Annotated in this window: 16 protein-coding genes; 10 read left to right on the top strand and 6 right to left on the bottom strand. The window is 39.4% G+C overall.

The window, feature by feature from the left end; all coding sequences use genetic code 11:
• Positions 1–33 precede the first annotated feature (33 nt).
• A complete protein-coding gene (gene fusA / locus ACYVFA_RS27635) occupies positions 34–2,121 on the bottom strand; it encodes an elongation factor G (RefSeq protein ID WP_460475101.1) in 2,088 nt (695 codons plus the stop codon).
• Between the two features lie 430 nt (positions 2,122–2,551).
• Between fusA and ACYVFA_RS27630 the strand changes: the two genes are divergently transcribed.
• A complete protein-coding gene (locus tag ACYVFA_RS27630; protein WP_460475100.1) occupies positions 2,552–3,613 on the top strand; it encodes a serine hydrolase domain-containing protein in 1,062 nt (353 codons plus the stop codon).
• A gap of 233 nt (positions 3,614–3,846) precedes the next feature.
• Here ACYVFA_RS27630 and ACYVFA_RS27625 read toward each other — a convergent pair whose 3' ends face one another.
• Positions 3,847–4,965 (bottom strand): carboxypeptidase-like regulatory domain-containing protein, encoded by a 1,119-nt coding sequence (locus ACYVFA_RS27625; protein WP_460475099.1) that lies wholly within the window; start codon positions 4,963–4,965, stop codon positions 3,847–3,849.
• Between the two features lie 129 nt (positions 4,966–5,094).
• Between ACYVFA_RS27625 and ACYVFA_RS27620 the strand changes: the two genes are divergently transcribed.
• Positions 5,095–6,444, top strand: a complete 1,350-nt coding sequence (locus ACYVFA_RS27620) for a flavin monoamine oxidase family protein (RefSeq protein WP_460475098.1) — start codon at positions 5,095–5,097, stop codon at positions 6,442–6,444.
• Positions 6,445–6,546: 102 nt separating this feature from the next.
• Here the strand turns inward: ACYVFA_RS27620 and ppsA are convergent, their stop codons facing one another.
• Positions 6,547–9,174 (bottom strand): phosphoenolpyruvate synthase, encoded by a 2,628-nt coding sequence (gene ppsA / locus ACYVFA_RS27615; protein WP_460475097.1) that lies wholly within the window; start codon positions 9,172–9,174, stop codon positions 6,547–6,549.
• Positions 9,175–10,079: 905 nt separating this feature from the next.
• Here ppsA and ACYVFA_RS27610 point away from each other — a divergent pair.
• From ACYVFA_RS27610 to ACYVFA_RS27600, 3 genes are all read left to right on the top strand, one after another.
• Positions 10,080–11,825 (top strand): histidine kinase dimerization/phosphoacceptor domain -containing protein, encoded by a 1,746-nt coding sequence (locus ACYVFA_RS27610; RefSeq protein WP_460475096.1) that lies wholly within the window; start codon positions 10,080–10,082, stop codon positions 11,823–11,825.
• Entirely contained in the window at positions 11,822–12,562 is a 741-nt protein-coding gene (locus ACYVFA_RS27605; protein WP_460475095.1) for a response regulator, read from the top strand. Before ACYVFA_RS27610 ends, ACYVFA_RS27605 begins: the two co-directional genes overlap by 4 nt.
• A 237-nt stretch (positions 12,563–12,799) precedes the next feature.
• On the top strand, positions 12,800–13,426 hold the full coding sequence (locus ACYVFA_RS27600; RefSeq protein WP_460475094.1) for a hypothetical protein: 627 nt from the start codon (positions 12,800–12,802) through the stop codon (positions 13,424–13,426).
• Between the two features lie 33 nt (positions 13,427–13,459).
• On the opposite strand, the gene ACYVFA_RS27595 is transcribed toward ACYVFA_RS27600, so the two are convergent.
• The 3 genes from ACYVFA_RS27595 to ACYVFA_RS27585 all read right to left on the bottom strand — a co-directional run bounded on the left by ACYVFA_RS27595 (position 13,460) and on the right by ACYVFA_RS27585 (position 15,585).
• Positions 13,460–13,849: a DUF7793 family protein gene (locus ACYVFA_RS27595; protein ID WP_460475093.1), complete on the bottom strand. Its 390-nt coding sequence runs from the start codon at positions 13,847–13,849 to the stop codon at positions 13,460–13,462.
• Positions 13,850–13,883: 34 nt separating this feature from the next.
• The gene (locus ACYVFA_RS27590) at positions 13,884–14,678 is read right to left on the bottom strand and encodes a nucleotidyltransferase domain-containing protein (RefSeq protein ID WP_460475092.1); all 795 of its coding nucleotides are present in this window, start codon (positions 14,676–14,678) and stop codon (positions 13,884–13,886) included.
• 94 nt (positions 14,679–14,772) lie between these two features.
• Entirely contained in the window at positions 14,773–15,585 is an 813-nt protein-coding gene (locus ACYVFA_RS27585) for a DUF6597 domain-containing transcriptional factor (protein WP_460475091.1), read from the bottom strand.
• 242 nt (positions 15,586–15,827) lie between these two features.
• On the opposite strand from ACYVFA_RS27585, the gene ACYVFA_RS27580 reads away from it, so the two are divergent.
• From ACYVFA_RS27580 to ACYVFA_RS27560, 5 genes are all read left to right on the top strand, one after another.
• Complete coding sequence (locus tag ACYVFA_RS27580) at positions 15,828–16,055, top strand: hypothetical protein (protein ID WP_460475090.1); 228 nt, start codon at positions 15,828–15,830, stop codon at positions 16,053–16,055.
• A 154-nt stretch (positions 16,056–16,209) separates the two neighbouring features.
• On the top strand, positions 16,210–16,428 hold the full coding sequence (locus ACYVFA_RS27575; RefSeq protein ID WP_460475089.1) for a DUF6132 family protein: 219 nt from the start codon (positions 16,210–16,212) through the stop codon (positions 16,426–16,428).
• A 43-nt stretch (positions 16,429–16,471) separates the two neighbouring features.
• Entirely contained in the window at positions 16,472–16,675 is a 204-nt protein-coding gene (locus tag ACYVFA_RS27570; protein ID WP_460475088.1) for a YgaP family membrane protein, read from the top strand.
• Positions 16,676–16,983: 308 nt separating this feature from the next.
• Positions 16,984–17,319, top strand: coding sequence for a PadR family transcriptional regulator (locus ACYVFA_RS27565; protein WP_460475087.1), 336 nt, complete (start codon positions 16,984–16,986; stop codon positions 17,317–17,319).
• 72 nt (positions 17,320–17,391) lie between these two features.
• On the top strand, positions 17,392–19,812 hold a 2,421-nt coding region (locus ACYVFA_RS27560), incomplete at its 3' end, for an ABC transporter permease (RefSeq protein ID WP_460475086.1).

The following is a 19,812-nucleotide window of genomic DNA, read 5'->3' as shown; positions in this document are numbered from 1 at the left end:
TGTTTTTTATATAAACTAATCAATTAAATCATATTATTTCGATTTTGCAATTACGCCGTCTGCAATGTTTTGCGGAACGATTTCGTAATGAGAGAAAGTCAAGTTGGCAGTTGCACGACCTGATGACATGGTACGAAGGTCAGTTACATAACCGAACAATTCAGAAAGAGGTACATCAGCTTTGATTACTTGTGAACCTGCTTTTGTATCCATCCCTTTCATCATACCACGACGACGGTTTAAGTCACCAGTGATAGGTCCTGTATATTCGTCAGGAGTGATAACCTCTACTGCCATGATTGGTTCAAGAATCTTAGGACCAGCCTGACGTGCAGCTTCTTTAAAGCCTAAACGACCTGCCATCTCAAAAGACAATGAATCTGAATCGACATCATGGTAAGAACCGTGGAACAAACGAACTTTCATTGAATCCACAGGGAAACCTGCTAATGGGCCATTTGACATGGCTGACTCGAAACCTTTTTGTACCGCAGGGATAAACTCTTTTGGAATAATACCACCCACGATGTTGTTTACGAACTCTAAACCAGTTTTGCCATCTTCACGTGGTCCTAGTTCGAACACGATATCGGCAAATTTACCACGACCACCCGATTGTTTCTTGTAAACCTCACGGTGTTCAACAGTTTTGGTAATAGTTTCTTTATATGCCACCTGTGGTGCACCCTGGTTTACTTCTACTTTGAACTCACGACGCATACGGTCGATGATGATTTCAAGGTGAAGCTCACCCATACCACGGATAATAGTCTGACCTGTTTCTTCGTTCGATTCAACTGTCAATGTTGGATCTTCTTCAATCAATTTAGTGATTGCTTTAGAGAAATTATCCTGATCAGCTGTTTTCTTAGGCTCAATTGCATACCCGATAACCGGATCAGGGAATACCATTGACTCAAGAACGATAGGGTTTTTCTCATCTGACAAAGTATCGCCAGTTTTGATATCTTTGAAACCAACTACCGCACCAATATCACCAGCGCCCAATCTTGGAATTGAGTTTTGTTTGTTGGCGTGCATCTGGAAGATACGAGAGATACGCTCTTTGTTACCTGAACGGTTGTTCAATATATAAGAACCTGCATCCAAACCACCTGAATAAGCACGGATGAAACACAAACGACCTACGTAAGGGTCAGTTGCGATTTTAAACGCAAGGGCTGCAAAAGGCTCGTCTTCAGAAGGTTTACGGGTTACTTCAGCACCTGTTTCAGGGTTAGTTCCGATAATCGCTTTTTTATCTAAAGGTGAAGGCAATAGCGCCATCACATAATCAAGCATGGTTTGAACACCTTTGTTTTTGAAAGATGAACCACAAAGCATCGGAACAATTTTCATGCTGATAACCGCCTGGCGAAGCGCTGCAAGGATTTCGTCTTCAGTAATTGATTCCGGATCTTCGAAGTATTTCTCCATCAAAGTCTCATCAAACTCAGCTACTGCTTCCAATAATTTTTCACGGTATTCAGTTGCCTCATCCATCATATCAGCAGGGATTGGAACTTCGGTAAAGGTCATACCTTTATCTTCTTCGTTCCATACGATACCACGGAAGTTTACTAAGTCAACCACACCTTTGAAATTATCTTCAGAACCGATTGGCAATTGAAGAGGCACTGCGTAGCTACCCAACATTTCCTTTACTTGTTTACACACGTTAAGGAAGTCGGCACCTGAGCGGTCCATTTTATTTACAAAACCCAGACGGGCAACATGGTAGTTGTTTGCCAAACGCCAGTTAGTTTCTGATTGAGGCTCAACACCATCAACGGCACTGAACAAAAATACAAGACCATCTAATACACGAAGCGAACGGTTTACCTCTACGGTAAAGTCAACGTGGCCAGGTGTGTCAATGATATTGATGTGATATTTATCATTTCTGTAATTCCAGTCAACGGTTGTCGCTGCCGATGTGATGGTAATCCCTCTCTCCTGTTCTTGCTCCATCCAGTCCATCGTAGCTGCGCCATCGTGTACCTCACCAATTTTGTGGCTCACGCCAGCATAATAAAGGATACGCTCAGTGGTAGTTGTCTTACCTGCGTCAATGTGGGCAGCAATACCGATGTTTCTTGTAAATTTTAAATCGCGTGCCATTTTTTTATATTTTTATCAAAATGTTTTTAAGGGTCTGATTATCAGACAATTTTGTTTAGAAACTTTTATCCAAGCTAAATTAGGATTCCATTTCGGGGTGCAAAATTATGAATACTTTTTGATAAAATCAACGAAGTTTTATTTTTTGTGAATAAATCTTAGAGGTATAGCGAGTGCCGTTATTTTTGTTTGTGTATTACGATTTTTCAAATCATCAGGATTCAGAGAATTTTATCAATCCTCAATCATATCTAGATTTTAAAACAAAGCGGGTACATTCTTTCAAATCAGCCTATCGAAAACACTGATTTGCCTTTTTTAACTACCAGATAGTAATATTTGAGTTGTGTAAGCGTATTAGGATTAGTGCGTATAGACCACCAAAATAAAAACTTAACACAAACCATCTAAAACAGAAGCATACAAATTAATGAAAAGTCTATTTTACGTTCTCCTTGCCTTCACTATCTCATTCGCAACTTTCTCACAGAATAAAAGTGTAATTCCTGATACCGCCATGCAGGAAATTGAAAATGGCAAATATCCCAACATTGACGGGATTGTAGTAGCACAACACAATAAAATCATTTACCAACATTATTTTAATGGATTGAATGCCAATTCCCTGCACGATACCCGTTCTTCATTCAAGTCTATTACCAGCCTGCTGATGGGTATTGCTATTGATAAGGGATATATTAAAAGTGTCAACGAAAAAGTGTATACATTTTTTCCGCAATATAAATCCTTTAAAAATTTAGAGCATAACAAGCTGGATATGACCATACAGGATTTGCTGGAAATGAAAGCCGGCTTTGATTGTGAAGAATGGAATAGCACCAAAGATTGCGAGGATGAAATGGAACTCACCAAAGACTGGCTTAAATTTTCGTTAGACCTGCCTATGGCTCATAAACCGGGGACATTCTGGGCTTATAATTCATCAGCACCAATGGTCATCGGAGGGGTTATTGAGTCAGCGACCAAAATGCCTCTGGCTACCTTTGCAGAAACTTTCTTGTTTAAGCCCTTGGGCATAAAAGATTACCGATGGACAAAAGACCCTGCAGGGCACTTCATGACAGCCGGGTCTTTTTATATGAAACCCCTTGATATGCTGAAAATCGGGCAGTTGGTATTAAACAAAGGTATGTGGCAGAATAAGCAAATTCTTTCTAAAAAATGGATTGATGAATCAACGAAACCAATTACCAAAATTGAAGATTTTTCGAATGTAGGAATCTCAAAAGCAAAGAATGTTTCACCTCAACCCACTTATTACGGATATTATTGGTACAACGAAAAAATGGTTACGGATCAATTCAGCTATAACGTGGTATTTTCTTCAGGAAATGGGGGGCAATATTTTATGAGTATCGCAGACCTGGATCTGGTGGTAGCGTTTACAGGTAATAGTTTTGGTTCCTGGAAATCAAAACTACCTTTCGAAATCTTAATCAAAAACATACTTCCCTATGTAAAGAAGAAATAGATAGATATGTGCAAAGACATCTGCTATAAATAAAAGAAGCGGGAAGATTCACCTTCCCACTTCTTTTCAAATCAACCTCTCAAAGCTCCAACCTCGTCTTTTAGTCACAGCAGTATTTCATTAGTTTTTAAAGAATTAAAGTTGTGTGAAATAGCTCGCATGAAATCTTATACCCTCAAAAGCAAACGCTGATGCCATGCGTCAATTATCAAACCTTATTATTCACAGTCTTATTATCTCTCAATTAATATTCGCGCCGTCGAAATTTCGTTTTCGTTCAGGCTTCTTTCGTTTTTGTAAACAGCACGAACAATGTAAGTTCCTTGTGGAATACCCCGCACATCAATACTTAGCATTCCGTCGCTTAGTTTAGTGAATGACTCTTGAAAAATCCTGCCTGAATAATCATATAGTTGAACACTTGTTATTTGCTGAAAACCATTCTCTCTGAACCATTTTTCGTCGTTAAGACGCTCAAAAGAATTGCCTGTTGAATCTTTCGAAGCCATTAACTCAGGTACTAATATCAGTTCTCCATTTTGCACAGCATTACCCCAGACGGCTATTTTGGAGGTGAATTTTTTAAGAGGTTCGGGCATGTCAAAACTATTGCTGATACAAATACCTTTAATACCTACACCCCCTAGTTTATAATATCTTTGTTCAGATACAACCCCGGCAATCATCACTTCCCCTAATAATAGTGTATCTTCTTCTAAGGCTATTTTTGCCAAATCTTTATCAACTACTACCTTTTTCTCAATTACCTTATAGCCAATAGAACTGAATACCAAAATATCATCATCAGATGCTTCTATTTTATAATTGCCATCTCCATCTGATACCGTTCCTCTTTTTGTTCCCTTTACCGTAATTGAAACCCCAGGTAATGCTTCTTTCCCATCTGCATCTACTATCTGTCCTGATACTAAATGATTCTGCCCAATTCCTTCTTCAATACTCAATAGAATCAATAGGGCAGCAGCCATATTGCGCACTACTTTCATGTGCTGAATCAGGGGTAATCTTATGGCTTGTTTATACTTCTTTTGAGCAATTACAGCTACCGGAATATCATATTGTAATTGGTTATTTTGTATACGCCATGTCGGAAACCATTCTTCAATCACATAATTTTTCTTCAACTGATCTTCTCTGAAACGACCACAAAGACTTTGTTGCGAATTCAAACGGCCTCTGAAAAAGGCCACGAACTGGCTTTCTGTCATCTGACTAAAATCTATCACATTTTTCTGGCACGAAGCACAGAAACCACCTGTTGCTGTTGGTGTAAATGATTCCCACTGCTCTTGACAGGGATTCTCGATATTTAGTTGGAAAGATTGTTTCATAAATTTTAGAATCAGGTTTTTGTTCTATTGATGCAGCTACTCAAAGTTTTCCATAAAAGATTTTTATTTTTTTTGCAGAGAAAAATAAAATGCCCAATTTCGAGTCTATTCCTCAATCTTTTAACCTATATGCAAACCTACGAAACCATCATTATCGGAGCTGGCTATGCCGGACTCACCGCTACCCGTGAATTACTCAAAGCAGGTAAAAATGTAATTTTATTGGAAGCCCGTACAAGGGTAGGGGGGCGGGTGCATACGCAGTATTTTGATGACGGGTCTTATGTAGATTTAGGAGCCGCATGGGTAGGGCCAACCCAAGACAAAATGTATGCTTTAGCCAAAGAATTTGGTGTACAGACCTTCCCGACTTATGATGAAGGCAAGAGTACTTTGCTTTATAATAATAAACTGAAGCATTATAAGGGAATCATTCCGCCATTGCCGATTCCATCGTTGTTGAGTCTGGATATGGCAATCAAGCGCATGAACAAATTATCTAAAACAGTTGATCTGCAAAACCCCTGGAATACGCCTGATGCAGAATACTATGATTCGATGACGCTGGCCAGCTGGATGGACAAACAGATGTCTTTCAAAACGGCCAAAGTCATGTTTAAGCTGGCAGCAGAAGCTATCTGGGCAGCAGACCCTAATGAAATATCAATGCTACACGCTTTATTTTATACTAAATCGTGCGTTGATTTGGATGTGTTGATGAATGTGAAAAACGGCGCACAGGAAGAAAGACTGGTAGGTGGTGCCTCTCAGCCAGCCATAAGATTAGCAGAAACGTTTAAAGAACATATCCGATTGAATAGTGCAGTACGCTCGATCAGTCAGCAGAATAGCCTGGTGACGGTAAAAGGAGATAATTTTGAGTTGACGGCTAAAAAAGTTATTGTCGCCTTGCCGCCGGTACTTGCCGGACGCATTCAGTATTTTCCATTGATGCCTGCCAACCGTGAGCAACTCACGCAACGGATGCCGATGGGTACTGTCTGGAAAACGTATGCCATTTATGATAAACCTTTCTGGCGGGAAGAAGGCTTAAATGGATTGTCTGCTACCAATGACGGCTACGTAACCGTTACTTTTGATAACTCACCTAAAGATGGTAGTAAAGGTATCATGATGGGTTTTGTACTGGGTAATCAGGCGAAGGCTTTTGCACAGCTTTCACCCGAAGCCCGTAAGGCATCCGTTTTAGACACATTTGTTAAGTTCTATGGAGAAAAGGCACGCAATCCTGTTCAATACCTCGACCATAGCTGGGCAGAAGAAGAATTTACCCGTGGCTGTTATGCCGGATTGATGCCTCCCGGTGTGTGGACATCTGTTGGTAAGGCACTTCGCGAACCCGTAGGCAATATCCACTGGGCGGGTACTGAAACCTCTGATGTATGGAATGGGTATATGGAAGGGGCCGTGCTTTCAGGAGAAAGAGTGGCGAAAGAGATTTTAGAGGTGTTAAAATAGATTTTGAAAAGACATTGTGGGTAGAGACAGGGCAATGCCCTGTCTCTACATTTGAACATCTTTTGCCCTTATTTCTAAGAGTACCTTTAAAATACTAAAAACTTATTCTGATAAAATCTCTATATACCCCTCTGTTCCGTTTACACGAATCCGTTGCCCGTCTTGTATGAGTCTGGTCGCATGCTCTACGCCAACAACCGCAGGAATACCATATTCACGGGCAATCACTGCGCCGTGAGTCATTAAGCCACCTACTTCGGTGACAAGCCCTTTGATAGAAACAAATATGGGTGTCCAGCTAGGGTCGGTAAAGGCAGTCACTAATATATCATCCTCTTCCAGATTAGCTTCTTCTATGTTCAGAATCACACGTGCGCGCCCCTCTATAATGCCCGAAGAAACAGCAAGCCCAACAATAGCATCAGCCGGAAGATTTTCTCTTTTATAATTTCCGGTAATAATTTCACCGTCTGAGGTAATCACGCGTGGAGGCGTCAGCTTTTCATAGAATCTGAAATCTTCTTTACGTTGATTAATTAGTTGATAATCCAGTTGATGAGTATTTACCACTTCGCGTAATTCTTCAAAGCTCAAATAGTATATATCCTCTTTTTCATGAATGAGATTGGCTTGCACCAGTTTTTCGGCTTCTTGCAGTAATGCCTGTTTATAGACAAATAATCGATTGACTATGGCATATTTAGGATATTCTCTATATCCGGCAAAATTTCGGATGATGTCAATCATCTGTTTGGTTTCTTCGGCTTTTTGTGCTCCATCCGGTAATTGCTTCAATCGTTCCAGTAATTCCTGCTCTTTTTTCAGAGATTCCTTTTTCCCTTGCTCAAATTTCTGATGACTCGCACCAGGCTCAAAGTTTTTGATATTATTCAAAATCACAGGAATAAGTATGCCCGGTTTTTCACTCCAGCGGATTTTGGTAATATCAATTTCTCCGGCACAGCGCATACCGTATTTGTTCAGATAGGTAACGATGGCCTCCTGAGCATCTTTTCCCCCTTCAAACTGAGGTAGTACGTCCAGAAAATTATCGTCTTTCGTTTCTTGTAAATAAGTAATGAGTGCCGTATAAGGGCGAATCACATCGGCTACATCCAGAAGCGCCAGCCCCATTTCAGAAGTTATATTGTTTGGTACTGATTGAGAGATTACGTCAGCTACATTTTTTTCGCCCAGCCATTCTTCCATTTTCTCGTTTAGCCAGAAAGCAGCATCCATCGTACCCAGAATCAAAGTCCTCATTTGTACATTAGAGGGAGAAGCAGGGTTCTTTGATAATTGTGTATGTTCAACAATAAAATCAAATAATTCGACCCCTGATTTTGTCTGAATATTCTGCCTTAAGGCTACTAATGCGTTTTCACTACTCTTAATCAAATCAGAAACAATAGCCGGGTCATTCGGAATTTGTGTGCGGAGCCCTGAAGTAGTAACAACCTCAGGGCCTTTGTCAGCACTCTGTTCACTTTCTTCATCCGGTATTATTTTCAGAAAATCGCCGCGCTCTGTAATATTAAGTAAGGCATCTTTTAAAAGTGGATCAGATTGCCCAAACGTCGTAATAATCTTTTTTCTGCTTACGGGTGGAATCAACATAGGTGTTACATCAACGAACAATCTTCCTCCGGCTATGCGCATCAAAGCGGGAGTAATTAATAGGAAAAATGATAGTCCCAACGGTTTCATAGCATCGGTCATCATCTGCCCATGTCCCACAGATACATACACGTGTGGTTCCTGGTCGTTTGCGTCAGGGATAGGAAACAGTGTAGTAATTGGTCGGCTCTGAACAATGTAAAAGATACCATCAGCCAGACACCATTCAATATCCTGAGGGCTACCCAAATGCGCTTCAATCTTTCTGCCGATTTGTGCCAGTTGCAAAATCTGTTCATTTGTCAATGCCTGCTCGTTCTGTTGCCCGGCTTCAATCTCCTGCTCTTTTGTGCCACCATCTTGCAAGGCGTCAATAGTTGTCTTTTTGGTCGCTATTTTTTTGTCAATTATTTCCTCATCACGCACTTTATAAATATCAGGATTGACCCGTCCTGAAACCAGTGCTTCGCCTAATCCAAAACTGGCATCAATTGATAACACTTTCCGGTTAGAGGTTACAGGGTCAGCAGTAAATAAAATACCAGAGGCTTGTGGAAAAACCATCTTCTGAATAACCACAGATAGGTGCACTTTATGGTGGTCAAAACCATTCTGAATCCGATAAGTTACAGCTCTATCGGTAAATAATGATGCCCAGCATCGGCTTATACTTTTTAAGATTGCCTCTTTCCCGATCACATTCAGATAAGTATCCTGCTGGCCTGCAAAGGAGGCGGTGGGTAAGTCTTCGGCAGTGGCACTTGAGCGAACTGCATAGGCGTTTTCTTCTCCTAGTCGGATAAGATACTGACCGAGCTCTTCAGCAATGTCGGCCGGAATGGGAATGCCTTCAATAGTTTTACGAATTCCGCTACTCAATTCAGCAATTTTACTGCGGTCTGTTACTTTCAACAATGCCAATTGAGAAAGCAAGGCATTAATCAATGGGGTTTCTTCAATTATTCTTTTAAAGGCTTCGGTCGTAATACAAAAGCCGTCCGGTACGTTTATTCCATTAATGTTGGAAAGCTCTCCCAGATTAGCGCCTTTACCTCCTGCAAGCGCGGTTTGTGTTTTGTTGATGTCCTGAAAACCAATTGCGTAAGAATTCATATATGTACCTCCTTTTTAGATTGCATACTCGAAAATCTAACTGATATATTAGCAACATTTGAATAAGCATGAACAATTGTATGCTTACATTGAAAATTGTATTGAAAGACACTTAAGCTGGTCACATGACTCTAGTGAGCAATCATGAAAACTCTTAAAGTACTAATCAATGAAAAAATAGGGCTTGGTATGAATTTTCTGATTCAGTTTAGGTATTTTCTGGAATTAGATGAAGACAAATTGAGCGCGCTGGAAACGAACCTTAAATTTAATAGACTACTGTTTGTGAGTAGGTTGCTAAATACGGGAGAAAACGAGTCAATAGAGAAACTTTTCATAAGAGAGAGTTGAAGTAAATAGCGAATAGGATACAAAAATAAAGCATTTCTGGTAGGTTTACAATAGACTTCAGGCTTAAACACAAAACCTTGACACATTTCTGCGTCAAGGTCTTTGAAAATAAGGTTTAGTCACCGCAATAAAGACATACTATATGTCTCATTAGCGCATTTTAGCGTTAATTTTAATAAGGCACAGCAATTGATATATACATAAAAAGAAATTCTTAATTGATTGAGAAATATTTCAGTGTAGTGATTTTCCCTGAGAATTGATAGTAAATCTATCCTGATCAAATGAATAATGCCCTGGTTAATATTTCATTTCTAAAAACGCTTCCGTTTTTTGCTTATTGGCTTTGATAAAAAGAGTGGGATGATTAGCGAATTAGTACAGCAGTTTTTTGGGTTCTGTAATATCGTTGCACCAAAGTACAGGATTAAAAGAATGTGGGTCAACCGATACTTTGTGAAGTCGATTCATTACTTTGCCAACTTGGGTTTTCTCCAAACGGAAATCTTGTCATTCATTTTTTTTCTTTAGCTTTGGAAGATAATTCTTTTTTCATGCCGCCCTCTAAAGTACTTTATATTTTAACAGTCATAAGCGTGTTTATGGGGTTGCGTGCAGCTATTGCCCAAAAAACGGTTTATTCTACTGATGAAATTAAAAGGATAACTTATGCAGATAGCATTCTGAAAGTGGCCACACTCAAAAAAGATTCTCTACAGATAGCAGAAGCTTATTATTTATTGGGTAAAATTGAATTAAGTGCTGGCAATTATCTCACTTCTCATGCCTGGTTTATGAAATCGCTCCGCATTCAGGAAAAATTCGGAGATTCGTACGAGTTGGGTCGCTTACATATCAGGCTAAGAGAAAAAGAACAAAGACAAGGGCACTACGATGAAGCATTACAACATTTAAGAACTGCCAAAAATATCTTTCAGCGGATTCATTCGAAGGTAGGTCTTATGCGCGTCTATACCAGCATAGGTGAATTGTATGCAGATGAAGAAATCGAAAATCGTGCTACTCCTCCTAAGGCTATTCGGTTTGATATCGATAGTGCTTTTTTTTATCATGAAAGAGCCAAAGAACTATCTATAGTCTTAAAAGACACCATAGCTTTAGCCAATATTGAAATTTCGATAGGGAAATTATTATTATTTAAAAAAGACCCTAAGGCAATCGTTTATTTTCAAAAGGCATTAAGCGAATTTACCCGACTAAAAAAAGATAATGAGCGAGTTTCTTCTCTGCTATTTTTAGCTTCTGCCTATATAGCCTTTCATCAGACCGAAAAAGTCCCAGATATATTAGCTGAGGTTCAGCAGTTTTATGAAAAAGAATATCTGCATAACTATACCTGGCTTCGGAATTTAGAAACGGCTTATGTAGATTATTACGAAGCAACCAAACAATGGGAACAAGCTTATAAGCATCTGGGAATACTCAAGGAACTTGAAAGAAAAGAGTTAATTGCAGACCAGGAGGGAGCCATTACCCGCTTAGAAATTGAATATGAAACGCAGAAAAGAGAGGCTTTGCTACAAAAAAAGAATGAAGAACTGGTTTTGTCGAATGAGAATTCACATACACAGCAATTATTTCTTCGCACCCTTGCGGCTTTATTTCTGCTTACTGCAGGCTTAGGGTTCTTTTACTATCAATTATCGCGTAAGAACCAGCAAATTAGCCACCGGAATGAAGTTTTGATAAGAGAACAAAACCATCGGGTTAAAAATAACCTGCAATTAGTTTCAAGTCTATTAAGACTACAAGCCAATCAGTTTTCAGATGATGCAAGCAAACAAGCTACAGAAAATAACTTGTTAAGAATAGAATCCATGGCTATTCTTCACCGGAAATTATATGACAAAGAAGAGCTGGCTGTGATCAACCTATCTGATTTTATTAAAGAGATAGTGGAGGTAGTTTTAAATACCTTTGGCTATATGCACGTTGAATTAGACTATAAAATTAGTCCGACAAAATTAAATGCCGATCAGGCTTTACCAATTGGTTTAATCGTCACAGAATTGGTGACGAATGCCTGTAAATATGCTTTTCCAGATAATTCTGCTCCACGGCTAACGATTATCAGTAGTATAAAAAATGGAGAACTGATACTGAGTATAGCCGACAATGGTGCTGGTATCAAAAACAATTCTTCGGGCGATATAGTTAAAACATCATTTGGTATGAAACTCATCCAGATGCAGGTCGCACAACTGCGCGGCTCTTATCACTTCAAATCTTTTGCTGGCACAACCTTTATCATGAAATTTAAACCAGATTTTTTGCTATGAGCCTATTAAAGATTTTGATTGTTGAGGATGAGGTAATGACAGGAATAGACATTAAAGAAACACTTGAAAAAGCCGGCCACACCATTACAGCAATAGCCAGAAACTCAGATGAAGCCACTGCTTCTCTGAAAAAACAACAGCCTGATATAGCCATTGTTGATATTATGTTGAGGGGGTCGGTTCTTGACGGCATACAAACCGCTATGGAACTGGTGAAACTCCATCCAATGCCCATTATTTATCTGACAGCCAATTCTGAAAGCCAGACTTTCCAGCGGGCTAAAGATACCTCTCCTGCTGCTTATCTTCTGAAGCCCTTTCGGCATAACGAACTGGCATTGCAGATTGAGCTGGCCTATCACAATTATAAAGCCAGTACTTTGGCAAGCCCTAATCCGGTGATGGCTGATGCTATTTTTCTCCCTTTTGATAAAGGTTTGAAGAAACTCATCAAGCAGGATGTACTTTATCTGAAAGCCGATGGCTCTTATGTAAAAGTATATCTGATAAATGAACCAAGCCCATATCTGTTTTCGATGAATCTGGGGCATCTGGCGCAATATTTTTCTACACCTAATTTCTATCGTCTTTCGAGGTCTTTACTGATTAACCTTAATTGTATCGAGCGTATAGAGCGGGATTATTTATATATGAGGAATCAGGAGAGTCCGATTCAGATTCCGGAAGGGAATAAGACAGATTTAATAAAGAAACTGGCGGTAATCAGAACTCCATAAATGCAGCTAAGACAGGCAAGGGGAACTAGTTGTGAATAATAGTTGTTTTAACAACAAACACGACCAAATATAGTATTCAGATAAAATACCTTATTGCCTAAATATACCTTGCGCCCCTGAAAAGGGGCTTTTTTTGTTTTGAGCCTCTGAAAATGACCAAATAATAAAAGTTTTTGTTAGGTAAGCTATCATAAATTCTGAATTACTATATTGAGTCAAATTTAACCTATCTTTTTTATGTATGTAACGAGACTTTCATGGAATTCTAATGGGTGGCAAAGTCCTTCCGGAAGAACTAATAAATGCTGTGGTACCGATGCTCCATTGTATGAATGTTTGGCTGGATTTGGTTGGGAGGAGTGGTTATTTAAAAAAGAACATCGATTATCTATTCCTCCATATAATGAAGAATTCCAGTATGGATTTTTGCAATGTTTTAATAGCTCTATTCCAATGGAAGAAATTGTCTATAAAGATGTTTATCTGACTTCCCGCAAATGTGATGGAGCTTGTAATCCTGCCAATACAGGTACATATTACGCTATTGGTAAAATAAAATTAGTTACTCGTTTAGGTGTTAATGAGTCAAGAAATGTGAATACTTATTTTGAGCAAAACGGATTGATTGCAAATATGAGAAATGAATGCTTGGATGTTGATGGGATAGATATGGATAGATTTGATGAAGGCCCTGGAAATCCAGATAACCCACAAACCTATATGAATGTAAAGTTTAGAGTAGAAGATGTTGACTTTTTTGAGAAAAGAATAAAAATACCGTCTGTACCCAAACGCTTTAGAATGGTAGCAATTAATTTAAAAAGCGAAACGCATCAAAAGTTTTTAAAATCAATTGGCTATTAGGGTTTCCTGTTCCTTGTCAAAACTTACTTAATATTATAATTTCAAAGACAGCAACCACTCCTTAGCTTCCTGAGCATCCGAAAAACTTTTCATTGGAATTGGCGGAGGTTTCAGGCTAAAGAGAATATTCATAATAAATTTAGATAAACCCGGTTTTGATACCATAGCCATAGCTGAGTAAATAACAGGAATCTGCTGGGTAGAAAACTGGCGTGTTGCCTTATCCGGCACAGGTGAATCTGAGAGATAAATGAGCAAAGGTACGGGTGTATTATTGGTAATCTTTTTCACCAGCGCTACATTGCTACTGATATTCTCTACTGTGCGTTTAGGGCTTTTGGATAATGAAACCAGAATAGGACTATCAAACCAGTATGTCGCAATTTCTCCCTCATAAGTAGGTCTGTCGGTGGGTATAGTCATCTATCTTTTTTTGCAATAAAGATAGGCAAATTCGCTAAGTGGTTTGTGTTATAAGTTGCAAATATTCTTTCGAACGCTTTTCTGCTGCTGATTTTAATTCAACGGATTCTGCAAATAGATGTATGCGCAAATCTTCATAAATTGCTATACACTTTTCTAAAGCAACCACCAGACTTGCTTTATCTAAAGTAGCCACTGTTTGTTGTATAGCAGCCAGGTCAGTTGCTGAAAGTTTGGTTTCCAGTTTTCTGACACCTCTGGGTTGATGGCCGTTCTTAATAAGTAATAGCGGGCCTAATACCATAGTGCGCAAAAATGAGATAAAATCCAACGTTTCAAATAATTCACCTCTACCAATTTTCAAAGTGGCATAATGTATCCAGACCCAGAATCGGTCTTCAATCCACTGGTAATCGGGATAAGGCCACGCCGATGTAGTTTGGCTGATAATTTCTGTCAGTCGGCTTTCTCTTTCCCATACTATTACAGGATTTTCAACACGGGTATAAAATTCATCCGGCAACAAAAACTTTAAATCAACATGAAGGAGATGCTCATCGTATAAACAAATCAAAACTCTTGGTTCACCCACATGCTCGCCGGTAAATGCTGAAAGTATAGTTCCGAATTGATTGGCAATGGCTTTCATCTGGGTTGGGTCATGAGCGATTTTAGTTTCTGAAATCAGTATCAGATCCAGATCAGAAAACGCGTCGGTTTCCTGAGTAATCCATGAACCAGCTACTGCCAGCCCTACCATATCAGGCGATTTTTCTATAATGCTAATCACTCGCTGAATAAATGATTCAAAAATTGTTGAGGATACCATAACCGATGAGAGTTTGCTAATAATGAGCCATTCGAAACAATGCAAAAGTACAAATAGCTTTCGGGATTGAATGTGTAAAAATCGGACAATCAGCTTATAAATGGCTAATAGAGCGGCCTGTCAACGTAATAGCATCTTTATATACATGAGAGTGGTCGTTATACCCGTATAGTTCATAGGGTATATGAGGAGAAGATTGCTGATAAAAAGTGAGCATCTTTGTAAAACGATGCACCCTCAGGCACCATTTGGGAGATACACCAACCCATTGCAGAAAATATCGGTTCAATGATTTGGGTGTTGTACACAAATGTGCTGAAATCTGCTGAATGGCATTCCCATAAGGCAGAAAATCATCAAAGCTTGCTAAGGCTTTCTGCACTAACTGATAGCGGTAATCAATGGAAGATACAGGGAAATAAGTCAACAAAAATGCTTCCATATACTTTACTTTTTCAATAAAAGAATTAACTGTGCTTAGTTGCTCTTCTACTAAATCAGTATTGAAAAAATGGCTTATATCTACTTTTAGCCCTTGTAATTCTTCGGCAGGTATACCCACAAGCAGGCTTAAGGCACCCGGCTTTAGTTTAATTCCTACTTGTTTTAACCCTTTCGGATATTGACAGAGACAAGAATAAGGTAATGGGCCAAATACCTTGCTTTGATGGAAAATATGCGTTTTCTGCTTGGCCAATTCAACTGATTGCCAGCTTGAGCGGCTCAGGTTAAAGGATAGTAAACCTGAATAATTTGGCAAGGCATGGCTGTAAATGAAATCGTCTCCGCTATCGTCAAATTCCGATTGCCAGAAAAACTCCACAAAGTTTGCCAGATAGCCTTCAGGTTGGGCTACCTGCAAAGTACCTCGCAGGTCGTTTGGCTTAAAAGTGCGATATACAGACATAGGCATTGGAATTCTCAGGCAAGATACGCCAATAAGCAGGTATTTGAAAGTAATCTGATTAGCTAATTGGCTTTTATTGTCTAATTTACCATTTAACACCCTTCGATAAGAAAACAGTATTTTAACGATAGATTTACTTGGGTTGGCTTGATAATTTTATTTTTTTCTCTACCTATACCACGGGGAAGAAAATACCCCTGATAGCCATTAGAAAATCATTGCCATGAAAAAAGAAACCAATTATGCCTGCCTTCCAGGCACAGATATTGGATGCGCTCGAAAAAAGCGAACTTAGCCCCCAGGAAATTGTTCAGAGCGAATGCAAGGTTTGTTTAATGATTAAAATCTACGGAGACCTCATTCATGATAAACTAAAGCACTTCGTTAATCAACTTGATAAAGCCAAACTAAAATACAACTCTTCTTTCTCTCCTAAAATAGGAATTATGAACATTTCTGTTTTTAAATAATAATCCCATTTTATTTCATTTTTTAATCAATATACGTTTGATTATTGTCGCCGTTTAATCATTATTTTATTTTTTTGTTAATTCGTTAAACAAAATCAGATATAATTGTGAAAAAATTGATTATTCGGACTCTCTGAAAACCAAAACGAAGTGTATGAAGTATCTTAAGTTTCTGGCATGGATTGGTACCGGGCTAGGGGCAGTTGGAGGGTATTTATATTGGAAGGAGATAGGCTGTATTACGGGTACTTGTCCGTTGAAATCTCAATGGCAGACCATGATTCCTATCGGTGCTTATTTTGGATTTGTGATTGGTGACGTTGTGAAAGGTTTTGTGATGCCCGACAAAAAAAGTCAGGATGGTGAGTCTTAACAAAGTATCAAACAAACAACCATAAATTAAACTTCTAGTAATCATGAAAAACCTTGGTAAAATTGACCGTATCATTCGGGTAATTATTGCCTTTGCTGTGGTGAGTCTGTATTATACTGATGTATTATCGGGTATAATGGGGCTTTTAGCGGTAGCCCTTGCAAGTATTTCCCTAATCACCAGCCTTGTAAGCTTTTGTCCGCTTTATTCCGCAATCGGAGTAAATACGCATGGCAAAAATGCTTAAGACATTTTCTATTGAACTCAGAAATCCTGTTGCATTAGGCAACAGGATTTCTGTTTTTATAGGCTACTATGTTCTCAAAATTCTTTTAAAAAGCACACCCTCACACGTACGCTTTCGGACAAGCCAGGTGTACGATTTCGGACACCCCGTTTTAGCGAAACTACCTAAAATAGCCCATTTTAATGCATTTTATCGGTTGGCATATCATTTGTTCTACAAAAGTTGATATAATTTTACAAGTGAAATATAATATCGTGTTGGAGCATAATTTTTTATTTGTTCTACAAAAGTTGAAATAATAAAATTGTATGAAAAGAACTTACTTAGGTGAATTTGAAGAAATAGTATTATTGACCGTTGCGATTTTAGGTGATAAGGCTTATGGGGTTTCAATCACTGAAGAAATAGAGCAACAAACCGGACGGTCGGTGAGTGTCAGTGCAGTACACGCGGCATTGCATCGGCTGGAAGAAAAAAATATGGTGTCGTCATATATGGGTGATGCCACAGCAGAGAGGGGAGGGCGTAGAAAACGGCTGTTTTCAGTGACAGTGGCGGGTAATCGTACACTTGACGAAATTCGTCTGTTACGCAACCGTATGTGGGACTCAATACCACTAAAAATATTTTCAACCTTGCAATAGCAGAGGGCATGGGGCCAAGGGCATAGGGCGTTTACCCTCTGCTCCATGCCCTCCGCCCCAAGCACAAAAACTATGCAAAAGCCACAACCACCCCGCTGGGCCGACCGATTGTTAGAATGGTTTTGTGTACCTGAATTATTAGAAGAGGTGCAGGGGGATTTGCATGAAAAGTTTGAGAAAAATGTGCGCGTATTTGGAGAGCAAACGGCCAGGCGAGAATATATAATCGGAGTTTTGAGTTTTATCCGGCCTTTTGCATTGAAACGTAATGTTCGGGCATATCAATCGTCTTTATACCTAAAAATTATGATAAGCAATTATTTTAAAATCGCCTTCCGGAATCTGCTCCGCTACAAAGGTTATTCTTTCATTAACATTTTTGGCTTAGCCACCGGAATGGCTGTGGCCATCCTGATAGGCTTGTGGATTTACGATGAACTATCGTACAACCGATACCACAAAAATTACGACTCCATTGCACAGATAATGGAAAATCAGCATCTGGGTAGTGAAATCAGTACGTTTACTACATTGCCAATGCCTTTGGCGGCTGAACTTCGTAATACCTATGGCAATAATTTCAAGAACGTAGCTGCCACCATGACTTACGAACAGATTGTGGCGCATGAAGATAAGGTGTTTACGAAGATGGGTTGTTTTGCCGAACCTTCATTTCCGGAAATACTATCTTTAGAAATGCTGAGCGGTACCCAAAACGCTTTGTCAGACCCTAATTCAATTCTGATAAGTGAATCTCTGGCAGAAGCAATTTTTGGTGTAAAAGACCCGATTAATCAGCCAATTAAACTGAATAATGCCTTTCAGCAGAAAGTAGCAGGGGTTTATAAGGATATTCCGAAGAATAGCCAGTTTAACAATTTGAACTTCATTGCTCCGGTCAGCCTGGTTTTTAATGGTGGCAATGGCGCTGATAACTGGCTGAGTAGTTCATTTGATATTTACGTACAATTGCACCCAAATCCTGATGTACACTCGATTGACAGGCAAATAAAAGATGTGTTGTATAAGCATTCAAAAGATGCTTCTAAACCTGACTTATTTCTGGTACCAATGCGTCAATGGCATTTGTACGGAGAGTTTAAAAATGGCGTGAATGCAGGTGGCAGAATAGAGTTTGTCTGGTTGTTTGGTATCATAGGCATTTTTGTACTGCTATTGGCCTGCATCAATTTCATGAATCTGAGTACGGCCCGTTCTGAAAAACGAGCAAAAGAAGTGGGCATTCGTAAAGCCATTGGCTCAATCAGAGGGCAGTTAATTGCCCAGTTTTTCAGCGAATCACTACTGGTAGTATTGTTTGCCTTTATCTTGTCAATTGGGCTGGTTATGCTGGCGTTGCCTTTCTTCAATGAGGTAGCCGATAAAGAAATGGGTATTCTATGGGCCAATCCAGTCTTCTGGTTATCCGGCATTGGTTTTACCTTATTTACTGGTTTAATAGCGGGAAGTTATCCGGCCTTATACCTTTCTTCTTTCCAGCCTGTCAAAGTACTCAAAGGCACTATTCGTTTGGGGCGTTTTGCCGCTATGCCGCGTAAGATTTTAATGGTGATACAATTCACTGTTTCGGTTACTTTAATCATTGGAACTATCGTTGTTTTCCGTCAGGTAATGTTTGCCAAAAATCGTCCGGTAGGCTATAGCCGGGAGAATTTGCTGATGATCCCGCTCACTACAAATGAGCTTCAGAATAGTTACAGGGCTTTTCATGATGAACTATTGCGAACCAATGCAGTAGCAGGTGTAGCCCGTTCTTCAAGCCCGATGACGGGTATCTGGTCTTCGGCCAATAATCTGGATTGGAAAGGAAAAGACCCGAATATACAGGCACTTTTCGGGACTATTTCGGTGGAGCCGGATTATGGCAAAGTAGTAGCCTGGGAAATAAAAGAGGGTCGGAATTTCTCTGAGAAATTCTCAACAGATTCCTCAGGATTTATCTTCAACGAAAGCGCAATCAAACAAATGGGATTACAGAATCCTGTTGGTGAGATGGTGAAATGGCATGGTAAGCAGTGGAAAATCATTGGTGTGATTAAAAATATGGTGATGCGGTCTCCGTTTGAGCCCATCGAGCCTACTGTTTTCATGATGGATAACCGTGAGCGGCCTTTTAATGTGGTAGATATTAAAATCAACCCATACGTTTCGAGCAGTGACGCATTAGACAAGATTGAAGCCATCTACAAAAAATACGCACCCAATAGCCCATTCAATTATAAGTTCGCCAGTCAGGAATACGAAAATAAATTCAGGGCAGAAGAGCGCATTGGCACTTTGGCTACTTTCTTCGCTGTGCTTGCCATTTTCATTTCGTGCTTAGGTTTGTTTGGTCTGGCTTCGTTCGTAGCCGAACAACGTACCAAAGAAATCGGTATCCGCAAAGTATTGGGAGCAAGTGTTGCAAGCCTATGGCAAATGCTATCCAAAGACTTTGTGATGCTGGTAATTATGTCTTGTGTGATAGCCACA

It is taken from the genome of Emticicia fontis (assembly GCF_054779675.1).
Note: the sequence above shows the minus strand (reverse complement) of the source record. Positions and strands in the feature narration are given on the sequence as shown.

What these genes read in the sequence shown, in the direction of transcription:
- fusA (WP_460475101.1), bottom strand. Translation starts at nt 2,121, where the DNA reads ATGGCACGCGATTTAAAATTTACAAGAAACATCGGTATTGCTGCCCAC.
- ACYVFA_RS27630 (WP_460475100.1), top strand. Translation starts at nt 2,552, where the DNA reads ATGAAAAGTCTATTTTACGTTCTCCTTGCCTTCACTATCTCATTCGCA.
- ACYVFA_RS27625 (WP_460475099.1), bottom strand. Translation starts at nt 4,965, where the DNA reads ATGAAACAATCTTTCCAACTAAATATCGAGAATCCCTGTCAAGAGCAG.
- ACYVFA_RS27620 (WP_460475098.1), top strand. Translation starts at nt 5,095, where the DNA reads ATGCAAACCTACGAAACCATCATTATCGGAGCTGGCTATGCCGGACTC.
- ppsA (WP_460475097.1), bottom strand. Translation starts at nt 9,174, where the DNA reads ATGAATTCTTACGCAATTGGTTTTCAGGACATCAACAAAACACAAACC.
- ACYVFA_RS27610 (WP_460475096.1), top strand. Translation starts at nt 10,080, where the DNA reads ATGCCGCCCTCTAAAGTACTTTATATTTTAACAGTCATAAGCGTGTTT.
- ACYVFA_RS27605 (WP_460475095.1), top strand. Translation starts at nt 11,822, where the DNA reads ATGAGCCTATTAAAGATTTTGATTGTTGAGGATGAGGTAATGACAGGA.
- ACYVFA_RS27600 (WP_460475094.1), top strand. Translation starts at nt 12,800, where the DNA reads ATGTATGTAACGAGACTTTCATGGAATTCTAATGGGTGGCAAAGTCCT.
- ACYVFA_RS27595 (WP_460475093.1), bottom strand. Translation starts at nt 13,849, where the DNA reads ATGACTATACCCACCGACAGACCTACTTATGAGGGAGAAATTGCGACA.
- ACYVFA_RS27590 (WP_460475092.1), bottom strand. Translation starts at nt 14,678, where the DNA reads ATGGTATCCTCAACAATTTTTGAATCATTTATTCAGCGAGTGATTAGC.
- ACYVFA_RS27585 (WP_460475091.1), bottom strand. Translation starts at nt 15,585, where the DNA reads ATGTCTGTATATCGCACTTTTAAGCCAAACGACCTGCGAGGTACTTTG.
- ACYVFA_RS27580 (WP_460475090.1), top strand. Translation starts at nt 15,828, where the DNA reads ATGCCTGCCTTCCAGGCACAGATATTGGATGCGCTCGAAAAAAGCGAA.
- ACYVFA_RS27575 (WP_460475089.1), top strand. Translation starts at nt 16,210, where the DNA reads ATGAAGTATCTTAAGTTTCTGGCATGGATTGGTACCGGGCTAGGGGCA.
- ACYVFA_RS27570 (WP_460475088.1), top strand. Translation starts at nt 16,472, where the DNA reads ATGAAAAACCTTGGTAAAATTGACCGTATCATTCGGGTAATTATTGCC.
- ACYVFA_RS27565 (WP_460475087.1), top strand. Translation starts at nt 16,984, where the DNA reads ATGAAAAGAACTTACTTAGGTGAATTTGAAGAAATAGTATTATTGACC.